This is a genomic window from Collinsella aerofaciens (assembly GCF_028206795.1).
Lineage (GTDB): Bacteria > Actinomycetota > Coriobacteriia > Coriobacteriales > Coriobacteriaceae > Collinsella > Collinsella aerofaciens_AX.
Genome location: NZ_JAQLFJ010000009.1, coordinates 72,860 through 88,732 on the forward strand (window position 1 = coordinate 72,860; position 15,873 = coordinate 88,732).

The 15,873-nt window shown below is 60.5% G+C and carries 15 protein-coding genes; 2 read left to right on the top strand and 13 right to left on the bottom strand.

Annotation, left to right across the window (positions count from 1 at the left end; translation table 11 throughout):
* Positions 1-26: 26 nt before the first annotated feature.
* The 12 genes from PMX70_RS07315 to pyrR all read right to left on the bottom strand — a co-directional run bounded on the left by PMX70_RS07315 (position 27) and on the right by pyrR (position 11,227).
* Positions 27-2,330 (bottom strand): DNA internalization-related competence protein ComEC/Rec2, encoded by a 2,304-nt coding sequence (locus PMX70_RS07315; RefSeq protein ID WP_271743234.1) that lies wholly within the window; start codon positions 2,328-2,330, stop codon positions 27-29.
* Positions 2,327-3,040: a ComEA family DNA-binding protein gene (locus PMX70_RS07320; RefSeq protein WP_117564273.1), complete on the bottom strand. Its 714-nt coding sequence runs from the start codon at positions 3,038-3,040 to the stop codon at positions 2,327-2,329. Before PMX70_RS07320 ends, PMX70_RS07315 begins: the two co-directional genes overlap by 4 nt.
* A gap of 213 nt (positions 3,041-3,253) precedes the next feature.
* Entirely contained in the window at positions 3,254-4,498 is a 1,245-nt protein-coding gene (thiI, locus tag PMX70_RS07325) for a tRNA uracil 4-sulfurtransferase ThiI (protein ID WP_271743235.1), read from the bottom strand.
* Complete coding sequence (locus PMX70_RS07330) at positions 4,499-4,780, bottom strand: DNA-directed RNA polymerase subunit omega (RefSeq protein WP_035138532.1); 282 nt, start codon at positions 4,778-4,780, stop codon at positions 4,499-4,501.
* A 5-nt stretch (positions 4,781-4,785) separates the two neighbouring features.
* Positions 4,786-5,355, bottom strand: a complete 570-nt coding sequence (gene gmk / locus PMX70_RS07335; RefSeq protein WP_099431806.1) for a guanylate kinase — start codon at positions 5,353-5,355, stop codon at positions 4,786-4,788.
* Positions 5,356-5,664: an integration host factor, actinobacterial type gene (gene mihF / locus PMX70_RS07340; protein WP_006236130.1), complete on the bottom strand. Its 309-nt coding sequence runs from the start codon at positions 5,662-5,664 to the stop codon at positions 5,356-5,358. It lies immediately after the preceding gene.
* Between the two features lie 239 nt (positions 5,665-5,903).
* A complete protein-coding gene (gene pyrF / locus PMX70_RS07345; protein WP_117564271.1) occupies positions 5,904-6,620 on the bottom strand; it encodes an orotidine-5'-phosphate decarboxylase in 717 nt (238 codons plus the stop codon).
* On the bottom strand, positions 6,614-7,522 hold the full coding sequence (locus PMX70_RS07350; protein ID WP_006236128.1) for a dihydroorotate dehydrogenase: 909 nt from the start codon (positions 7,520-7,522) through the stop codon (positions 6,614-6,616). The genes pyrF and PMX70_RS07350 overlap by 7 nt, the downstream gene beginning before the upstream one ends.
* 14 nt (positions 7,523-7,536) lie before the next feature.
* Positions 7,537-8,304 carry a dihydroorotate dehydrogenase electron transfer subunit gene (locus PMX70_RS07355; protein WP_117854723.1) on the bottom strand — a complete coding sequence of 256 codons (768 nt, stop codon included), beginning with the start codon at positions 8,302-8,304 and terminating at the stop codon, positions 7,537-7,539.
* A 116-nt stretch (positions 8,305-8,420) separates the two neighbouring features.
* Positions 8,421-9,710, bottom strand: coding sequence for a dihydroorotase (locus PMX70_RS07360; RefSeq protein WP_117564269.1), 1,290 nt, complete (start codon positions 9,708-9,710; stop codon positions 8,421-8,423).
* Positions 9,694-10,638 (bottom strand): aspartate carbamoyltransferase catalytic subunit, encoded by a 945-nt coding sequence (locus PMX70_RS07365; protein ID WP_035138537.1) that lies wholly within the window; start codon positions 10,636-10,638, stop codon positions 9,694-9,696. Before PMX70_RS07365 ends, PMX70_RS07360 begins: the two co-directional genes overlap by 17 nt.
* Before the next feature lie 4 nt (positions 10,639-10,642).
* Positions 10,643-11,227: a bifunctional pyr operon transcriptional regulator/uracil phosphoribosyltransferase PyrR gene (gene pyrR, locus PMX70_RS07370; protein ID WP_006236123.1), complete on the bottom strand. Its 585-nt coding sequence runs from the start codon at positions 11,225-11,227 to the stop codon at positions 10,643-10,645.
* 451 nt (positions 11,228-11,678) lie between these two features.
* On the opposite strand from pyrR, the gene rpmB reads away from it, so the two are divergent.
* On the top strand, positions 11,679-11,867 hold the full coding sequence (rpmB, locus tag PMX70_RS07375) for a 50S ribosomal protein L28 (RefSeq protein ID WP_022094725.1): 189 nt from the start codon (positions 11,679-11,681) through the stop codon (positions 11,865-11,867).
* Between the two features lie 186 nt (positions 11,868-12,053).
* Here rpmB and PMX70_RS07380 read toward each other — a convergent pair whose 3' ends face one another.
* Positions 12,054-12,830 carry a transposase gene (locus PMX70_RS07380; protein ID WP_117637246.1) on the bottom strand — a complete coding sequence of 259 codons (777 nt, stop codon included), beginning with the start codon at positions 12,828-12,830 and terminating at the stop codon, positions 12,054-12,056.
* Positions 12,831-13,162: 332 nt separating this feature from the next.
* Here PMX70_RS07380 and adhE point away from each other — a divergent pair, with 332 nt between their 5' ends.
* Positions 13,163-15,811: a bifunctional acetaldehyde-CoA/alcohol dehydrogenase gene (gene adhE / locus PMX70_RS07385; protein ID WP_055250041.1), complete on the top strand. Its 2,649-nt coding sequence runs from the start codon at positions 13,163-13,165 to the stop codon at positions 15,809-15,811.
* Positions 15,812-15,873: the final 62 nt, after the last annotated feature.

A 15,873-nucleotide genomic window follows, 5' to 3' on the forward strand; every position in this document is an offset into this window, starting at 1 on the left:
GGGCCCACCACACGCCAACGACGTCGTCACGGTCGCTGGCATCGCATCGCAAAGCCATTCGCAGTCGGTGTGACGGTAATGTCGCCGTGTTCGATAGTACACGCGAAAACACCACCCGCTTCCTTAACGGCATCGATGCAGGCATCGGACGGATGGCCGTATCGATTCCCCTCACCGGCGCTTGCGAGGGAAAGCTCGGGCTTCAGGACGTCCAGCAACTCGCCATCGACTGAAACCTTGGAGCCGTGATGCCCAAGTTTAAGGACATCGATATCCCCCACTTCCTGCACGAATTCCCGTTCTTGGTCGAGCTCGGCATCACCGGTGAGGAGCATACGCAGGCCCTTGCCTTCCTGAACATAAGAGAGCAGAAGGACAAGCGAGTCCTCATTTCCCTCGCCATCCACGGACTCGAATGGCCACATCACGCGGGCGCAAAATGAGCCGATGTCGACCATATCCCCACGGCGCACCTGCCGATACTCCACGCCAGGTCGGTTCAATACCTCGGCAGGAGCATCCTCCAGCGCATCCGCGGCCACGGCAATCGTTCCGACCGAAAACTGTTCGAGCACGGCAGGCAGACCACCCCAGTGGTCCTCATCCCAATGCGTCACAAAGACGGCGTCGATATGGTGCACGTTATTGCGAACCAACGCCGCCACCACGCGCTCGTCGAGTCCGCAGTCGACGAGTGCAACTGCGCCGCCCTGGCGGATAAGAATCGCATCGGCCTGGCCCACATCGAGCACCGTCACCGAAGGCGGAGCGAATCGATCCCAGTAGACGTACGGAATCGCAGCCAAAAGCACCAGGCATACAAGCCCCACCGCCATAGGACGTGCACGAGGACGCGGCCACCAGACCAGCAGAACCATCAGAAAACACGGCACTAAGTAAATCCACATGCTATCGGGCGGCACATTCACGGATGCACCCGGCACGGCGGCAAACAGCTGCTCGAAGAACAGCGCGCAACGGGCGGCAATCATGGGCACAACGAGCGCCCAAGTCCGAAACGGTGCCACGAACGAAAAGGGAACCAACACGATCGACACAGCGAGCAGTACGCTCACCACCGGACCGAGGACCGCATTTGCCAGCGGAGCAATGAGCGAGAACGTACCGAAGGCAGGAACGGTAATGGGAAGTGTCGCCAGTTGCGAGCACAGCGTGACGGAAAGCACGCTGGCAACGCCCGATGGCACACCTAGCTCACCCAACGCGTAGGTCGCATAGGGACAAAAGCACAGAATGGCTAAGACGCTGGCGCATGAAAGCTGAAAGCCCATCTCGAACAGCACCGTCGGCCGCAGTAGCACAAAGATGGACATGGTTACGAAGAGTGCCGATGCGCCATGCCGACGACGCCCCGCGCCGTTTACGACAAGCGTCACGAACACCATGCAGCACGCGCGCACGGCCGAGGGAGACGCGCCCGTAAAGGCAGCGTAGCCCACAAGCGTTATCGCCAATATCGCCCGCTGAAGACCACGTGAGCACCGAGTCTTTTGCAATACACCCTCGATTACAAACCCCACGATAGCCAAATGGCTGCCCGAGACGGCGATAAGATGCGCCGTTCCCGTCACCGAAAACCAGTCGCCCGCCGGCTGGGCGCGCAGCTCGGCCGAACGACCGCAGACGACACCGGCTATGAGCGCACGCGCCGGGTCGGTCGCAGGCGCGATGGACGCAAGCAGCCCATTTCGCAGCCGAAGCAGCGGCCTCGGAGAACCCTCATCGACCGACACAATCCGAACGGCTTTAACCTTGCGTACCTCGCCTCGAAGCACGCGCGATCGTCCATACGCATCGTTCTCAAAACGTGACACGCGACCGATAACACGCACGTGCGCCCCGACCTTGAACTCACGGTCACACGATAGGCGAACCGTTGCCAAGTTCTTACCGTCCGAGCGTGCCCCGCAGGTATAGGAATACACGTCGTCATTTATGGATGGGTCACCCTGCACGACAAACTCGAGACTGCTTGCCGCTCGACCGTCGAGCGCCTTCGAGGCGTTGAGCGCACCCACGGCCCACCACGCCGAAACGACCGTACCCGCTATGAGACCGACGGACGCGGCATACTGCCACCGCTTCAAAGGGGCAAGCCGCGCACAAGAGTGAGCCAGCACAACGAAAACCGCTGCCGCAACGGGAATGGCCCATAGCGGCCCGACCGCCGTCGCCCGCTCCCTCAGCAGCGCATCAGCGGCTATGCTGAGCACCAAGGCGCAGCTCACGCACATGCCGGCACACAGGGCCATCGTCCACGGAATCAGGGGTCGCGGAGGCATCACGTGCTCGCGCTCGGTCGCGCTCATACGCAGATGCAATCTTTGATTTTGGCAAGCTTCTTCTCGCCGATTCCCGACACACGCATCAGATCGTCAACCGAGGCGAAAGCACCGTTCTTTGTCCGCTCATCGATAATCGACTGGGCCATGGAGGGGCCGATGCCCGAAAGCGTCTGCAGCTCTTCTGCGCTTGCCGTATTGATGTTTACTAGGCCTGTTGCGCCACTAACGCCCGACGATGCGGAAGTCCCACCATCAACACCGGCTTCCGCAATGGACGCCTGCTGCTCCCCTACCGTTGGAACGTGAATTTTTTGTCCATCAGTGACCTTGGATGCACGATTAAGCCCCGTAACGTCTGCTTCGGGCGCCAGCCCGCCGGCGGCATCAATCGCCTGAGCCACCCGCGCCCCGTCTTTGAGGCGATATACACCGGGTGACACCACGGCGCCATCAACATCGACATAGACCTCTGCCGCGGCAGACGCCTTAGGCGAAGAGCCTTCGGATGTCTTTCCGCTCGAAGCATCGCCGGATCCCGGCTCCACTAACGTGCCCGAACCATCAGTGCGCTCAAACGACACACCGCCGGCACCGCCGCCAAGGTTCGCCATCGCCAGCCCACTCGCCATCGCAATGACGACCAGTATCGCCATCACCACTGCCTTATGACCGAGCAGTTTGCCCGCCCAGCGGTCCATCTTTTTGACTCGTTCGTGTTGTTCGCGCTGCGCCATAGCAAAACCTCCCAACACCATCGTGTCAGGAAAACGCAGCCGAACGAACCGCATGGACAAACCAGTTTTGACGGTCAAACCAAATACCGACCAAAACCTTGCGCGAACATGTCCATTTATTCAGTCACACGTCAGCGAATGAGCATCTTGGCATCATTTGCCCAGATAGCAAAAGGCCGACGATGCAAAAACATCGCCGGCCTATGCAACAAATTACTCGTGCTCTTGGTATATCTCACGCGGAGCGAGCTCCGAATGTTTGCGTTTTAAGGTCTTAGGGGCCTTATACGTGTTGCTCTCGAAGTCGATGTACTCGGTCTGCTTGAGCAGGCGCTCGATCATCTCCTCATGATCGAACAACTCCCAGGCCTCATGCACGGCATCGAGTTTAGCGTGCGTCTCGGGTCGGCGCGGCATAAACAGCGTGCAGCAGTCGGGAGCGGCCTCAGTCGAGATATCGAACGTACCGATCTCCTCAGCACGCGCGATGATCTCCTGCTTGTCCGAACCGATGAGAGGACGGAACACGGGGATCTTCACGGCCTCGTTGACGGCCATGATGTTCTCAAGCGTTTGGGAGGCAACCTGCCCAAGCGATTCGCCCGTAACGATGGCCTTGGCGCCCTCGATGTGCGCAATGCGCTCGGCAACCGAATACATAATGCGACGATACATGATCACACGCAGGTTGCTGGGGCAGGTGACCGAAATCTCACGCTGGCAGTCGCCAAACGGCACCACGTACAGGCGGCCGATCTGGACACCCGGCTCAAGCGCACGGATGATGTCCTGCACCAAATACTCGCTCGTATCAGGCGTCTGCGGACGACCGGAGAAATGCACCGGCACGCACACCGCGCCGCGACGCGCGAGCATCCAGGTCGCCACCGGAGAATCGATACCCGACGACAGCAGCGTCACGACCTTGCCGGCAGAACCCACCGGCAGACCGCCCACGCCGCGCTCGGAGCGCGCGTACACATAAACGCTACCCTGGACCACCAGTACGTGCACCATCGCATCGGGGTCGTGCATTTGAACCTTTTTATCGGGGAAGGCCTCACACAGTACCTCGCCCACCTGACGATTAATATCGATCGAGGTGAGCTCATAGTCGGTATTGGAGCGCTTGGCGTGCACCTTAAACGAATCGAAGGAACCAAACTCGCGCAGTGCCTTCACGGCGGCGGCGCAGTACTCCTGCGGGTCGCGGTTGGTGTGATACGCCATAGACACACGGGCAACACCGGGGACGGTGCGAATGACACGCGCCGCCTCGTCGGCCTGATGCTCGTTAAAGGTCACGAGGATATAACCGGAAATTCGAGACACGGCGTTCACGGAAAAGGCGGCCAAGGCCGCCTTGATGTTATCCATGAGGATATGCTCAAAATGTGCGCGGTTCTTGCCCTTCAGTCCAACCTCGTGATAGTGGACCAGGCAGACGCGAGCCGCCATTTAGGCTTCAGCAACCTTGTGGCCAAGCGCCTTCTCGTAACGGGCCTCGTCGTAAGAGATGTCACCGTCGACAATCTCGTCCATAGCCATCGAGATGGTATCGGCACCGGAAAGCCCGATGGTGATGTCATCGACATCCTGGACGGCAAGCACGCGGTTGTGCTGGCCACGCAGCATGCTATTGATGTCGCAGGCGCGCTTGGAGGCAAGCGAAGCGAGCAGGAAGCGGTTGTGATCGGTCTTCTCCAGAAGATCGTCAATGCAAGGCTTTACAACGGACACGGACCTCAGATCCTTTCATGCATATCGAGAACGCGAACGAGCTCATCGGTCGCGCGGTCGAGATCGTCATTCACCACGACGTCGTCGTAGCGGTCGGCAAGGGCAAGCTCATCGGCGGCGTTTGCCATACGCAGCTCAATCGTCTCGGGCGTCTCGGTACCGCGACCGACCAGACGCTCGCGGAGTACCTCAAGCGAAGGCGGCTTGATAAAGATCAGCACGGCCTCGGGGAAACGCTCCTTCACCTGCAGGGCGCCCTGGACATCGATCTCCAAAATCAGAGACGAGCCCGAGGCGAGCTTGGATGTGACCTCGCTCACCAACGTGCCGTAGCAGTTACCGTGGACCTCGGCCCACTCAACAAACTCACCGTTTGCCACGCGGCGGTCGAACTCCTCGCGCGTCAGAAAAAAGTAGTTGACGCCGTCGACCTCACCTTTGCGTGGTGCTCGCGTGGTAGCCGAAACCGTCAGACCCAGGTTCGAGCGGCGCTCGCGCACACGAGTGACGAGCGTACCCTTGCCTGCGCCTGACGGTCCAGAAATCACAAAGAGCTTGGAATCCTGAGCGCTCACTTATTTGGTCAGCTGCTCGAGGAGCTGCTCGCGCTGACGGACGCCGAGGCCCTGGACGCGACGAGTAGCGGAGATACCGAGCTCCTCCATGATCTTGGCGGCCTTGGCCTTGCCATAACCGGGGAGAGACTCGATGAGGGTGGAAACCTTCATGCGGGAAGCGATGGGGTCATCGGAGTTGAGCACGGACTCGAGGGACTTCTCGCCCTTCTTGATCTGCTCGCGAAGCTCAGCGCGGGCGTGACGTGCGGCGGCAGCCTTCTCAAGAGCCTGCTTGCGCTGCTCGTCGGTAAGCTGAGGGAGTGCCATTCGTACCTCCAAATAGTTGGGTTATATCTGATTCAATAATTGGCATTTTAGCACGTAGAACGTACAAAATGCCTAATCGCGGCTCCATAGGTTAGACGATACCCGCAAAAAGTGCAATATACTGCGCCCAAAGTTAAGCCCCTGACCTGCGATTCCACACAAAGGATGGGAAAGTTTACGCAGGCACAGGGGCTATTTTGTGCTAATGAGACCCAAAAGTGGTGACTTAGGGGAATCTTTTACGCGACGTTTTCGACCAGCTCGGCGACGATGGCGTCAAAGGCGGCAACCGGATCGTCGGCACCGGTGATGGGACGGCCCACCACAATGTGGCTTGCGCCACGCTCGATAGCCTGGGAAGGCGTCGCCACGCGGGACTGGTCACCAAGGGCGGCACCCACCGGACGCACACCCGGAGTCACGATCAGGGCATCAGGACCCAGCAGCTCACGCATGTCGTGAGCCTCCATCGGCGAGCACACGATGCCGTCGATGCCATTGGCCTGAGCAAGCTTTGCCAAGCGGGCGGCCTCCTCGGCCACGGGAGACTCGACGCCGATCTCGCTCAAGGCATCCTGATTCATGCTCGTGAGCACGGTGATGGCGACGAGCTTGGCGCGGTCCTCACGCGCCTCCTCGGCACCCTCGCGGCAGGCAGCGAGCATAGCACCCGAGCCCAGGCCGTGGACCGAAAGCAGGTCGGCACCGGCAAGCGAGGCCGAGCGGGCAGCGCCGCGCACCTGATGCGGAATGTCATGGAACTTAAGGTCGAGGAAGACCTTAAAGCCAAGGTCCTTAAAGGTCTTGACGATCTGGGGACCCTCAGCGTAATAGAGCGTCATGCCGACCTTGAGCCAGGCGGCATGGCCCGAAAGCTCGTGGGCGAGCTCGAGCGCGCGCTCACGGTCGCAGTCGAGGGCGACGATAACACGGTCGCGGGCATCATTCTCTAGCATTCGAAAGCACCCACCAGCTCGTTGATGTCCTTTACGCCCTGGGACTCGGCCCAGGCCTCGAGCTCATGCGCGATCTTAAGCGAAGCGCACGGATCGACGAAGTTGGCCATGCCGACCGACACGCAGGTGGCGCCGGCCAGGATAAACTCAGCCGCATCCTCGCCAGTCATGACACCGCCGACACCGTTGATGGGGATATCGACGGCCTGGGCAACCTCCCAGACCATGCGCACGGCGATGTGGTGGCACAGCGGGCCCGAAAGGCCGCCCTTGGGCTTGGCCACGCGGGACTTGCGAGTATGGACGTCGATGGCCATGCCCTGGATGGAGTTGATGACCGAAAGGCCGTCGGCGCCGGCAGCCTCGAGGGCCTTGGCGATCTCGGCGACGTTGACCGGCGCCATCTTCACGAACAGCGGCTTATCGGTCACCTTGCGGCAGGCAGCCATAACGGAAGAGGCGCCCTCGGGCGTGGAGCCCATGGCGGCACCGCCGGCGGCGATATTAGGGCAGCTCACGTTGATCTCGTAGCCGGCAGCCCAGGGGCACAGCTCGACATACATCTCGAGTGCGCGGACAAACTCGTCAACGGAGTGACCGGCAACCTGACAGATGACCTGGCAGCCGTCCTTGGACAGCTGTTCGAGCCACGGACCGGACTCGCGGGCAAAGGCGGCCACGCCGGGGTTCTGAAGACCCACGGAGTTGATCATACCGCCGGGAATCTCGGCCATGCGGGGCGCGGGATTGCCGGGCCAGGGCTCGGCAGCGCAACCCTTGGTGGTGATGGCGCCCAGCTGGGAAACATCAAAGAAGTTCTGGAACTGCCAACCGTAGCCAAAGGTACCGGCTGCGGTGTTAATGGGGTTCTGCATCTTGACGCCGCCGAAATCGACGGCCATGTTCACGGTACCCACTAGAAGACCACCACCTTGGAAGCATCGAACACGGGGCCGCACATACAAGCACCCTTCATACCGTCGACCGTCTCGACATTGCAGGTGTTGCAGGCGCCAAAGCCACAGCTCATCATGCGTTCGAGCGACACCTCGCAGTACACACCGGCCTCGGCGGCAGCGGCGGCGACCTTCTTCATCATGACGGCGGGGCCGCAGCTGGCGACGTAGTCGTAGCCGCCCTCTCCAAGCAGCTCGGCTGCCGGATCGGTGCAAAAACCGTGCGTGCCGAGCGAACCGTCGTCGGTGCACACGTTAACCGTGGCGCCCAGCGCACGGAACTCATCGACACCCACGGCCTTGGAAGCGGTGCCAAAGCCCAGGCACACGTCCATATCAACACCCTGCTCGGCAAGCATGCCGGCAAGACACAGCACAGGCGGAACGCCGATGCCACCGGCGACGAGCAGTGCCTTCCTGGTGCCCTCGGGTACCATCCAGCCACGGCCACCGGGGCCCAACAGGTTAGAGGTGGAGCCAGGGCCCATCTGGGACAAACGGCGGGTATCGTCGCCCACGACGGCGTACCACAGCTCGACGGTGCCGGCCTCGGCGTCGGCGCGGTAGAAACTCAAGGGCACACGAAGCAGAGAAGACGCATCGCCGGGGACGGCGATGTTCACAAACTGACCGGGCTTGAGCGCACTTGCAAGCTTGGGGGCCGAGATAACGAGCGAGAAGATGCCGTCGGCGATCTCCCGGTTCGAGACGACCTCGAAGTCGTGCATGCGTGCAGTGGAAGGTGTGGGCATAGACGCTCCAATCCCCCATGCGGTTGCATGGTCTAAACGAACAGAAAGCGCGGCACCGCAAGGGCGCCGCGCACAAAAGCGATAAGGCTATGCTAGCAGATGCAGCCGTCGGCAAGCGTCTGTTTACCGCCGACAAATACATCGGTGGCACGACCGGTGAGCGTGCGGCCGGCAAAACCGGAGTTCTCGGCGCGCGACTCGTAACCGTCCTCGCCAACCGTCCAGGTTGCGGAGGGGTCGAACACGGTCAGGTCGGCGACAGAGCCCGCCTTGACCTGAACCTGATCGAGGCCCAGAATCTCACGCGGCTTGATGGCCATGAGCTCGACCATGCGGCTCACGCTCATCTTGCCCGTGTTGACCAGCTCAGTGAGCACGAGCGACAGCGAAGTCTCGAGGCCAATCATTCCAAAGGGCGCGAGCTCGAACTCGCGGGCCTTCTCCCACGGGGTGTGGGGAGCGTGGTCGGTAACGATAGCGTCGACGGTACCGTCGATGACACCCTGACGGATGGCCTCGGCATCCTCGTCAGTGCGCAGCGGCGGATTGACCTTGAGCGAGGTGTTGTAGGTCTCGTCCAGGTCGTTCTCGGTCAGGAACATGTGGTGCGGGGTGGCCTCGCAGGTCACCTGGACACCGGCAGCCTTACCGGCACGCACGAGCTCCAGGCCATGAGCGGTGGAGATGTGCTGGATGTGCAGCTTGGCACCGGTCAGCTTGGCAATCTCGATGTCGCGGGCAATCTGAAGCTCCTCGCCGGCGGCCGGCCAACCCTCGAGGGCCAGACGGGTCGAGACCTTGCCCTCGTTGATCTGGCCGTGGCCGACCAGATCCTCGTCCTGGCAGTGGCTCATAAAGACCTTGCCGAACATCTTGCCGTAGTCCATGCAGCGACGGAGCATGCCCGCGCCCTGCACGCCGCGACCGTCGTCGGTGAAGGCGACGGCGCCGTGGGCGACCATATCGCCCATCTCGGACATGGCCTCGCCCTTAAGACCGCGGGTCATGGCGCCCGACGGATAGACGCGGCAGTGGCCGACCTCGGCAGCGCGGGACTTGACGAACTCCACGACGGTGCCGTTATCGGTGACAGGATCGGTGTTGGGCATGGCGCACACGCCGGTGAAGCCGCCCTTGGCAGCAGCGCGGGTGCCGCTCTCGATGTCCTCTTTGACCTCGTAGCCAGGCTCGCGCAGATGCACGTGCATATCCACCAGGCCGGGGACGAGATACTTGCCGGAAAGGTCGCGGACCTCGGCTCCCTCGGCGGCGAGGTTCTCGCCGACCTCGGCGATCTTGTCACCGTCGATCAGGACGTCGACGACACCGTCAAGCTCGACGGACGGATCGACGACGTGGGCATTCTTAAGAAGCAAGGCCATTATCGGCACCTCCAAGCAGCAGATACAGGATAGCCATACGCACGCAGATACCGGCGTAGACCTGCTCCAGGATGACGGAGCGTTGCGGGTGGTCGGCCATATAGGAGTCGAACTCAACGCCGCGGTTGATGGGGCCCGGGTGGCAGATAATCGCATCGGGCTTCATGAGCTTCTCGCGGTCCTTGGTCAGACCGAAGAGCTTGTGGTACTCACGAATCGTGGGGAACGGTGCGCCCTCGAGGCGCTCCTGCTGCACGCGCAACATGTAGACGACGTCCAGCTCGGGCAGGACGGAATCGAGGTCGCTCGTCACGTGGTCGCAACCCAGAACCTCGGGCGCCGGCGGCAGCAGCGTGCCGGGGGCGACAGCGTAGGTCTCGCAGCCCATGATCTTAAGGGCGGGGATCAGCGAGCCGCACACGCGGGAGTGCGCGATATCGCCGACGACGGCGACCTTCAGACCGTGGAAGTCACCCTTGTGCTCCCAGATGGTGTACAGGTCGAGCAGGGCCTGCGTGGGGTGGTTGTGCTTGCCGTCGCCGGCGCAGATGACGCTCGCGGGCGAGTTCTGCGTGACGATGTAGGGAGCACCGGCGTGCTTATCGCGAACGACGATGCAATCAATCTTGTAGGCGTTGAGGGTCTCGACGGTGTCGACGAGGCTCTCGCCCTTGACCGTGGAGGTCGAGGAGCCGCCAAAGTTGAGGCTGTCGGCCGAAAGGCGCTTCTCGGCGAGCTCGAAGGAGCTGCGGGTGCGCGTCGAGGGCTCGTTGAACATGTTGACGATGGTCTTGCCCTTGAGCGTGGGGACCTTCTTGATCGCACGCTCGTTGACCTCAGAGAACGCCTTGGCGGTCTCGAGGATGAGCTTGATGTCCTCTTCGGAGTACTCGGTAATGTCGATCAGGTGCTTATGGTTGAACGCCACGGTACTACTCACCTCCCAGCGGCGCGGAGCCCACGTGGGAACCCGGCGCGACGTCGTTAATCTCGACGGCGGTGTGGCCGTCGACTTCCTTCATATATAGGTGCACGTTCTCCTCATGCGACGAGGGAACGTTCTTGCCGACAAAGTCCGGCGAGATGGGGAGCTCACGGTGACCGCGGTCAACGAGAACTGCCAGCTCGATGCGGCTCGGACGGCCCAGGTCCATGACGGCATCCAGAGCGGCGCGGATAGTACGGCCCGTATACAGGATGTCGTCCACCAGCACGACGCGCTTGCCGTCGACGCTGAAGGGAATGTTGGTAGCGTGGATCGCGGGAGCGAAATTGGTCGCATAGTCATCGCGGTAGAAGCTGATGTCCAGGCTGCCGAGCGGAACGTCGACGCCCTCGATCTCCTTGATCTCCTCGGCGAGCTTCTTTGCCAGAAGGTCGCCGCGCGTGACGATGCCGACCAGAGCGAGGTCTTCACAGCCCTCGTTGCGCTCGAGAATCTCGTGCGCGATGCGGGTCATCGCTCGATTAACGGCGGTCTCGTCCATGATGACCGCCTTGGGGGAAGTCGTGCCCATCGATCTCCTTCCTCACATGTCTTGACTGCTGACACAGTCAAAAAAATAGATGCCCGACCGCTTAAAGCGGACCAGACACCCACAGGAAGGGCTGCTCTTTGGCAGCTATGTAATTCCATGTGGGTATCTCGTACCCCTTTAATGGTCAAGGGATAGTGTAGCCAACCTCGAGCTTAATTGCGAGCATAAATACAGAACAATCCGTAAACGGGCGCAGGTGCTCCATAAACCTATATATATTTGTGGGACGAGCTTGAAAACGCACGCACGAGCTGGCATAATCCCCTCTGCTGCACGCAAATCGGATCTACGTCCAGGGCCGTGGCGTGAGCACTATCGCCAAAAGAGGAATATCTCTGTGTAGATTGCGCACAGGGAGCGCCTTCTGTGCTATAGTTCAGGCTTGTTTGTTAACGCGACATGTTCGTTTGTCGCCCAAGGAGGGTCAGTTATGTCCAAAGTTTGCGAAGTTTGCGGTAAGCACCCCGTTGCCGGTCGCTCCATCAGCCACTCTCACCGCGTCACCAACCGTAAGTTCCGCCCCAACATCCAGCGCGTCTACGTCGTCGTCGATGGTCACCGTCGCAAGATGAACGTTTGCTCCACCTGCCTCAAGTCCGGCAAGGTTGCGCGCTCCTAAATAAGGTCTTACCAACAAGTACCTCGGACTCTCCGGGTCAAAGACCTCGCGTTCACGTAGAACTAACCAAAGGCGTCCTCCCCCACGGAGGGCGCCTTTTTGCACTCATTGGGGACAGACTTACATGAGTGTTTTCACGCATTGGGGACAGACGTAACGCATGCCGACTGCGGTTCGGCCCCTACCTCACGCTGCCTCCTTCCAGCCTACAGTGGCCTTGGTCACGCTTGTAGCGCCGATACCGGTGATACGGGCAATTTGCTTGACCGTGAGATGTGCCCGCCTGAGCCTCAGCAGACAGGCATCACGTTCGGAGCGTGGCAGGGCCTTGAGCAGCGCAGGATCCATGCTCGGCAAAACTTCGCGCGCAACGGAAAGGGCGTCCTCATCGGGGATCCGTCGGCGCGGAAGAATCTCCACTGACCAGATGCGCCCGGCAACTTCCTCGAGATGCTCGCAATAGCAACGAGAGCCTCCGACAATATCGAGCATAGGGGCCGCGTCACAGATATCAAAGGGATCGTATCCCAGCTGGTATGCCTTGTAGCTTGACCAGCGGTAGGCATCGAGCGAGTCGAGCACACCTTTCACAGGATTGAGATGGATATAATCGAGCAACTGCACCGCCTGCGTGTCCGACTCGACCGCGATCCGCGAATAGCGATTATCAAACAGGTGACCCGTTCTTCCCGTTTTTCCATTGAAATACTTGGCATAGGCCGTCAGCGCGCACTGCATTGCCTTTGAAAGGTTGTCATATGGGTCATCAACCATCAAATGGAAGTGATTATCCATAAGGCACCAGGCCAACACCGCCACGTCATGGCACGCAAACCTGTCCGATATGTCCGATAAGAAACGATAGCGGTCGGAATCATCTTCAAAAATGATCTGTTTGGAGTTGCCGCGGTCAAAGACGTGGTAATAGCCGGTGAGCGATATTTCGCGGGCGCATCGGGGCATGGTCTCTCCTTTCAAAGCCGTACAGGCAACACCTAAAAGGAGAGAAGGAACGCGAAATGCTGAGCCTGTGACCTATTTATATCCAATCTGCGCCAAAAACAGGCCCAGAACGGCAAAATGACAAATCCATGTCTGTCACAAATGAGTGAAAGCACTCATGTAAGTCTGTCCCCAATGAGCGGGGCAATGCAATAGGCAGATAGTTATAGTTGAAACGTTTCAGTTGATTGAAACGTTTTAGTATGCCTTTTACGGGAATCTTACCGTTTACCGAATTATTTCTTGCTATCATGCAAGACGTAGGGTAAATCTCCGATCGCAAGGAGACACAAATGGTGAAAAAGTCACCGGAAAACACTACTCCCGCAATTGTGGACAACGTAGAGGCGCTTGAGGCTAAGCTCGCTCAGATGCGAGAGGCCCAGGCGCTTTTTGCTACGTACACGCAGGAGCAGGTCGACAAGATCTTCTATGAGGCCGCCATGGCCGCCAACAAGGCTCGTATCCCGTTGGCGAAGATGGCCATCGAGGAGACCGGCCGCGGCGTTCTTGAGGACAAGGTCATCAAGAACCACTACGCCGCAGAGTACATCTACAACGCTTACAAGAACACCAAGACCTGTGGTGTCCTGGAGCGCGACGAGGCTTATGGCATCACCAAGATCGCCGAGCCCATCGGTATCGTGGGCGCCGTCATCCCGACGACCAACCCCACCTCCACTGCGATCTTCAAGACGCTGATCAGCCTGAAGACCCGCAACGCCATCATCATCTCCCCGCACCCGGCTGCCGCCAAGTGCACCATCGCCGCCGCCAAGCTCGTGCTTGACGCCGCCGTCAAGGCCGGCGCCCCCGAGGGTATCATCGGCTGGGTCGATGTCCCCTCCATCGAGCTGACCAACATGGTCATGCGCGACGTCGACATCATCCTCGCCACCGGTGGCCCGGGCATGGTCAAGGCCGCCTACTCCTCGGGCAAGCCCGCCCTGGGCGTTGGCGCCGGTAACACCCCGGTCGTCATCGACGACACCGCCGACGTGCTGCTCGCCGTCAACTCCATCATCCACTCCAAGACCTTCGACAACGGCATGATCTGCGCTTCCGAGCAGTCCGTGACCGTCATCGACACCATCTATGACCAGGTTAAGGCCGAGTTCCAGAAGCGCGGCTGCTATTTCGTCAAGCAGGGTGCCGAGATGGAGGCCCTGCGTGCCGCCATGTTCAAGAACGGCGCCCTCGATCACCGCATTCCCGGCATGGCTGCCGCCAAGATCGCCGAGCTCGCCGGCATCGAGGTTCCCGCCAAGACCAAGATCCTGATCGCCGAGGTCACCTCCACCGACCCCGCCAAGGAAGAGTTCTCCCACGAGAAGCTCTCCCCGGTCCTGGCCATGTATCACGCCAAGGACTTCCAGGAGGCCGTCGACAAGGCCGAGCACCTGGTGCTCGCCGGTGGCCCGGGCCACACCGCCTCTCTGTACGTGCACCCCGCCCAGGCCGAGAAGATCAGTCTGTTCGAGCACGTCATGAAGGCCTGCCGTATCGTCATCAACACCCCGTCCTCGCACGGCGGCATCGGTGATCTGTACAACTTTGGCATGAAGCCGTCTCTGACCCTGGGCTGCGGCTCCTGGGGCGGCAACTCCGTCTCCGAGAACGTTGGGGTGAAGCACTTGATCAACGTTAAGACTGTGGCCGAGCGCCGTGAGAACATGCTGTGGTTCCGCGCTCCCGAGAAGGTCTACTTCAAGAAGGGTTCCACGCCCGTCGCTCTCGACGAGCTCGGTACCGTCATGGGCAAGAAGCGCGCCTTCATCGTCACCGACCAGTTCCTCTTCAAGAATGGCAACACCCGCGCCATCGAGGCCAAGCTCGACGAGATGGGCATCGCCCACGACTGCTTCTACGACGTCGAGCCCGATCCGTCGCTGCAGTGCGCACGTCGCGGCGCCAAGCAGATGGCTCTCTTTGAGCCGGACGTCATCATCGCCGTCGGCGGTGGCTCCGCTATGGACGCCGGCAAGATCATGTGGATGATGTACGAGCACCCCGAGTGCAAGTTTGAGGACATGGCCATGGACTTCATGGACATCCGCAAGCGTATCTTCACTTTCCCCGAGATGGGCAAGAAGGCCTACTTCGTCGCCGTCCCGACCTCTTCGGGTACCGGCTCCGAGTGCACGCCGTTCGCCATCATCACCGACAAGGAGACCGGCATCAAGTGGCCGCTCGCCGACTACGCGCTGCTCCCCAACATGGCTATCGTCGACGCCGACAACTGTATGACCGCCCCGCGCGGCCTGACCGCTGCCTCCGGCATCGACGTCATGACCCACGCCATCGAGTCCTACGTCTCCATCATGGCTTCCGACTACACCAAGGGCCTCTCCGAGCGCGCTGCTAAGCTCGTCTTCGAGAACCTGCCCTCCAGCTTCACGAACGGCGCCAAGGACCCGCACGCCCGCGAGGAGATGCACAACGCCTCCTGCATGGCCGGCATGGCCTTCGCCAACGCCTTCCTGGGCCTCAACCACTCCATGGCTCACAAGCTCGGCGCCTTCCATCACCTGCCCCACGGCCTCGCCAACGCCGTCATCCTGACCCGCGTTATGCGCTACAACGCCGCTGAGGCTCCCGTCAAGATGGGCACGTTCTCCCAGTATCCTTACCCCAACGCGCTGCACAACTACGCCGAGATGGCCAAGTACTGCGGCATCGAGGGCAAGGACGACAAGGAGGTCTTCGAGAACTTCATCACGAAGCTCGAGGAGCTCAAGGACTTCATCGGTGTCAAGAAGACCATCGCCGACTACGGTGTTGACGAGCAGTACTTCCTCGACACCCTCGACGAGATGACCGAGCAGGCATTCAACGACCAGTGCACCGGCGCTAACCCGCGCTACCCGCTCATGAGCGAGATCAAGGAGCTCTACCTGGACGCCTACTACGGCCGCGAGCCTCAGGACTACGCCGTCTGCTAGTTTTAGCACGGTTTTTAACGGCGGGGGTGCACGGGTGTTTCACACACCCCCGCCGTCGCTTC

What these genes read in the sequence shown, in the direction of transcription:
- PMX70_RS07315 (WP_271743234.1), bottom strand. Translation starts at nt 2,330, where the DNA reads ATGAGCGCGACCGAGCGCGAGCACGTGATGCCTCCGCGACCCCTGATT.
- PMX70_RS07320 (WP_117564273.1), bottom strand. Translation starts at nt 3,040, where the DNA reads ATGGCGCAGCGCGAACAACACGAACGAGTCAAAAAGATGGACCGCTGG.
- thiI (WP_271743235.1), bottom strand. Translation starts at nt 4,498, where the DNA reads ATGGCGGCTCGCGTCTGCCTGGTCCACTATCACGAGGTTGGACTGAAG.
- mihF (WP_006236130.1), bottom strand. Translation starts at nt 5,664, where the DNA reads ATGGCACTCCCTCAGCTTACCGACGAGCAGCGCAAGCAGGCTCTTGAG.
- pyrF (WP_117564271.1), bottom strand. Translation starts at nt 6,620, where the DNA reads ATGCTAGAGAATGATGCCCGCGACCGTGTTATCGTCGCCCTCGACTGC.
- PMX70_RS07350 (WP_006236128.1), bottom strand. Translation starts at nt 7,522, where the DNA reads ATGGCCGTCGATTTCGGCGGCGTCAAGATGCAGAACCCCATTAACACC.
- PMX70_RS07355 (WP_117854723.1), bottom strand. Translation starts at nt 8,304, where the DNA reads ATGCACGACTTCGAGGTCGTCTCGAACCGGGAGATCGCCGACGGCATC.
- PMX70_RS07360 (WP_117564269.1), bottom strand. Translation starts at nt 9,710, where the DNA reads ATGGCCTTGCTTCTTAAGAATGCCCACGTCGTCGATCCGTCCGTCGAG.
- pyrR (WP_006236123.1), bottom strand. Translation starts at nt 11,227, where the DNA reads ATGGGCACGACTTCCCCCAAGGCGGTCATCATGGACGAGACCGCCGTT.
- rpmB (WP_022094725.1), top strand. Translation starts at nt 11,679, where the DNA reads ATGTCCAAAGTTTGCGAAGTTTGCGGTAAGCACCCCGTTGCCGGTCGC.
- PMX70_RS07380 (WP_117637246.1), bottom strand. Translation starts at nt 12,830, where the DNA reads ATGCCCCGATGCGCCCGCGAAATATCGCTCACCGGCTATTACCACGTC.
- adhE (WP_055250041.1), top strand. Translation starts at nt 13,163, where the DNA reads ATGGTGAAAAAGTCACCGGAAAACACTACTCCCGCAATTGTGGACAAC.